Below are 4,171 nucleotides of genomic sequence, written 5' to 3'. Positions count from 1 at the left end.
GCTCCCTGACCGTAGTCATAGAACTGATAGATTCTGTTTATCATGTGTGTCGCCAGTATCTGAGTTGAATTGGCCGGCCCACCGCCGGTCATTCCATAGATTATCTCCGGGAAATTCATTATCCACATCGTCCTGAGCAGGACCGTGCTAACGATTGTCGGTCTGATGTATGGTATCGTGATTTTGAACAACTGCTTAAACCTATTTGCTCCATCTATTCTCGAAGCCTCATACAGCTCATTCGGAACGGACTGGAGTGCGGCAAGCAACATGATTGCGAAGTAAGGAATTCCGTACCAAACATTTGCGATAATCACCGACATCATGGCAAACTTAGGATCTGACAGAAAACCTATTGGGTGACTAATAATCCCAACTCTTACCAGAATGTCATTGATTATCCCAAACTGACCGTTAAACATCCACGCCCAAATGAGACCTATAGCAAATCCCGACACCGCCCATGGATAGAAAACGAGAGCTGAGTAGATTCCTCTCCCTTGAAGGGTTTTCTCATTAGTAGTGCCAGTCCGAAGCCAAGGCCGAACTGGAAAATCAGAGAAAAAAAGACCCAGACAAGTGTGTTGATCACTATTCTTACGAAGTCGAAATTTCTGTCGGTTATGATCGCTTTGAAGTTACCAAACCCAATGAATCCAGTATCAGAGAGGTCAAACATGTTATAGCGCTGGAACGCCATAACCCCGCCACGGATAATGGGTGTGTATGTAAAAACTATAAGAAGGATGAAAGCCGGAATCATCATTACGAAAAACTTCCAGAAATTCTTTCTCAAAATCAACACCTCTCAGAACATCTCTCTGCCTGCTCTAGAAAAACGGCACGGCGGGCAAATCTCGAACTGTCTCTGCGCCGTGCCGAATCGTCAATCAGTCAGTATCTTTCAGTTTCTTATCAGTCTTCCCAGTACTCGGCCCACTTCGCGGCAACGGCTTCGACTGTGGTATCACCGAGGAGCAGAGATTGCATGTCCTGCTGGTGAATCTCCGGCCAACCCGGCCACTTTTCGGAGTCAAGAGGATAGGACGCGAAGATGTACTTCTCCGGGTGACTCATCATGTAACTCCATGCCGTATAGACGCCGGAACTGAAGTATGGATCATTCTCATATGTGGAAGAATGGATTGGAAGCGGACCGTAACTCTTGCTGAAGTATGCGTTTACCTCGGGGCTCGAAATATACTTTATGAACTCCCATGCCTCTGCTTTGTGCTTGGAATATGAGGGGATTCCGAGTCCGCTGAATCCGTAGTCCATATAGGCCTTGCCGGAGGGACCTACCGGGATGGGCACCACAGTGTAATACTCTCTTCCGAGCATCTCATCCACAAGGGCGACCGTATCCGGATCCTGAATGAGGAACGGAGTGATACCCGATACAAAGGCATTCACCTGTTCGTTGAATCCCCAGTTGATTCCGTCTGCAGGGACTCCACCCTCGAAAAGCCTCACATACATTTTAAGACCCTCGATGGCTCTGGGGTCATCGAAATAGGCTTCTCCGGATTTCGTCTTATAAATATTGGCTTCATCGATGTCGCTTAGGAAAGAAGTGGCTATAAGATCTGAGAACTTGAACTCCCATGATTTTCCTCTGAAACCGAATCCATACTGGTTCTTATCGGGATCAGTGATGTCGATACATAGCTCGACAAGCTCGCTCATAGTCTTTGGAATGTAACTTACGCCGAGTTTCTCCAGAATATCGGTTCTTACGAATAAACCCTTGATGAAGAAAAACTGAGGAACAATGAATGCCGTGTCATCGACGGTTCTTGCGGCCTGATTGGCGACAAAGGTAAGAGTATCATTGTGCTCCCAACCGGCAAGGTAGCTCTCGAGATTCTCTAGCTTTCCGTTGTTGACGAACTGCTTCACCGTATAATCCCTGACTTCGATAATGTCGAGTGCTGATTCGTGTTGAGCATGAGAGTTGCCCTTTGATCCGCCTGCTCGTATGGAGGAGATATCAGGTTGATCTTGATATCAGGGTTCTTAGCCTCAAAATCTGCAATTATCTCCTTGATTACCTGTGTTCTTGCAGGACTGGTGAGAACCTCGATGAAGTTCAGAGTAACTACGCCAAACGAGAAGACTCCGATAAGCACTACCAGTAGTAGCGAAAGAACTACTTTCCTTTTCACTTGAATTCCCCCTTTTCTCAGTTTTTTGGTGCTAGTTTGAAAGCACTTTATCCATCAAGTAACTGAAAATCGCATAACTCGCAGCCCCCGTAGAGAATGCTCGAAACTGATTCGTAAAACCTTTTATGAGTTGAACACTGCCCCTCGAAAAAAGGTTAGATTCAAACGAATCCTTTAGTGCTTCGAAGAAAACTTTTCCAAACTCTAGAAGCCGCCCATTGACTACAACTGCTTCGGGACCTACAATGTTTGAAACAAGAGCTGCGATACGACCGAGTTCGTCACCCACTCTCCTCAGTACAGAATTCATTTTTTGCCCACCGTTGAATCTCCTGTCCAAGAAATCATCGATTTTCCCGCAGTTGACTCCGATTTCCTTGTTCAAGTCACTGACGACCGTATCCAGACTAAACCGGCTATTCTCAACTTGGCCGTTGCAGAAGCTCTTGATAAGAGCGTAACTGATCTGACCGGAATATCCGGAGCTTCCGCTGTAGATCTCGTCGTTCAATATGATCCCTGCCCCAACACCCTCATCAAAATACATACTGATGAACGATCTGATATCTCTGCATTTTCCAAAGCACTTCATTCCGAAGGCTGCGCCATCGGCATCATTGACGAGAAACACGGGCAGACCAAACTTTTCGCGGGTAATCTCTCCCACCGGGAAATCCTTCCAGTCGCTCAAACCGTAGGGGGCGTAAATCACTCCTTTATCTTTATCCAGAGGAGAGGGAGCTCCAATACCGATGACATCGACATCAATGCCATTTCTGAAACATTTGTTCAGCAACCTCTGAACGACTTCAAAGAGATGGGCAGTAGCATCAGCTCTAGTCAGGTTAGAGACTTCTTTGCTCACCGATTCAAGGAGCTTACCACAAGCCGTCATGACCACTCCAGATGTGCTTCCCCTTGCAAGATTCACTCCAATAGCTGCTGCAGCATCGTCCCGAACTCTCATAGGGATAGGTGTTTTGCCGACCAGACCCGTCTTCAAACCCGGGGTTTCTTCGACAATATTCAGATCCAGAAGCGAGGCAATTATGGCAGAAATTGTTGTCTTGGTGAGTTCGGTTTTCCTCGCGATTTCAACTCTTGAAATATCCGAATTTGCGAGCAGAAGCTGTATCACTCTTCCTATGTTCTTTTCCCTAAGATCACCGGGCTTCGTTATCACTTTCGGGCACCTCTGAAACTCAATTTGATTATTTAGTAATAGTCTCTTACTAAATATTATATAGGACACGATGCTGAGTTCAAAGAAGAATCAAGTCCTATTATTCCCGTTGAGTGGCGATTATCTCAGGCCAAAGGTGATTAAAGTCAATGGTTGCCATAGCTCGAAAAGCAATGATGAGAAAGATGCAAAGCACTTCTGAGAAATATCTTTCAGGCGCTTTAATCGCTAATCATAGATCCCCTGTTGGCACGAGATTGCATTGCATATAATGACAGAATTGGTGAGGGAGTGAGTGAACTTGACTATGAGTTGTTTCATGTGCACTAGAAGACGAGGGTTTTCTCTTATCGAAATGCTTATTGTTCTCGCGGTACTTGCCGGCCTTATCGCTGTCATTGCACCTATAGGGGTGAATACGCTTCGGAAATCACACGCCGTTTCAGTTGCAAAAGATCTTAAGACGCTTTCCAGTGTTTTTTCAAGTAAGATCTACCTGGGCGGGGAATTGCCCGAAGTTATCGGCGAACTCGGGAGAAATGTTGATGGCCGTTCCTTCGGCGCTGCATGGAAGAAGAACGATGATGGCCAGTACAACTACTTCGTATTCACAAATCGCAGTGTAGACTTCGAGACTGTCTCGGGTGTCCTAATCGATTCAAGACAGGGAATTCCCTTTGGAATAGACGACTTCACTTTTCTCGACGGTGGGTTGGGAAGAGAATCACTTGATTCCGAAACTATTTACTACAGTCTGGTAGGTGAAAATTCCGTCGCCCCGCTCACCGAATTCGGATCTACCTTCGATGAAATAAGCGAAGGA

Annotated in this window: 6 protein-coding genes; 1 reads left to right on the top strand and 5 read right to left on the bottom strand. The window is 46.1% G+C overall.

The window, feature by feature from the left end; translation table 11 throughout:
* From BG32_RS16920 to BG32_RS14985, 5 genes are all read right to left on the bottom strand, one after another.
* Positions 1-458 (bottom strand): carbohydrate ABC transporter permease (locus BG32_RS16920; protein WP_259459798.1); only part of this gene is annotated, 458 nt, incomplete at its 3' end.
* A complete protein-coding gene (locus BG32_RS16915) occupies positions 440-796 on the bottom strand; it encodes a carbohydrate ABC transporter permease (RefSeq protein WP_259459797.1) in 357 nt (118 codons plus the stop codon). The genes BG32_RS16920 and BG32_RS16915, both read right to left, overlap by 19 nt.
* A 119-nt stretch (positions 797-915) precedes the next feature.
* Positions 916-1,899, bottom strand: a complete 984-nt coding sequence (locus BG32_RS14990) for a sugar ABC transporter substrate-binding protein (RefSeq protein ID WP_259459796.1) — start codon at positions 1,897-1,899, stop codon at positions 916-918.
* Complete coding sequence (locus BG32_RS16910; protein ID WP_259459795.1) at positions 1,896-2,165, bottom strand: hypothetical protein; 270 nt, start codon at positions 2,163-2,165, stop codon at positions 1,896-1,898. Before BG32_RS16910 ends, BG32_RS14990 begins: the two co-directional genes overlap by 4 nt.
* A 31-nt stretch (positions 2,166-2,196) precedes the next feature.
* Positions 2,197-3,348, bottom strand: a complete 1,152-nt coding sequence (locus tag BG32_RS14985) for an ROK family transcriptional regulator (protein ID WP_099771398.1) — start codon at positions 3,346-3,348, stop codon at positions 2,197-2,199.
* A 295-nt stretch (positions 3,349-3,643) separates the two neighbouring features.
* On the opposite strand from BG32_RS14985, the gene BG32_RS14980 reads away from it, so the two are divergent.
* Positions 3,644-4,171: type II secretion system protein (locus BG32_RS14980; protein ID WP_121527071.1), on the top strand; the 528-nt coding region annotated here is incomplete at its 3' end.

This window comes from Mesotoga sp. HF07.pep.5.2.highcov, assembly GCF_003666285.1.
GTDB lineage: Bacteria > Thermotogota > Thermotogae > Petrotogales > Kosmotogaceae > Mesotoga > Mesotoga prima.
Note: the sequence above shows the minus strand (reverse complement) of the source record. Positions and strands in the feature narration are given on the sequence as shown.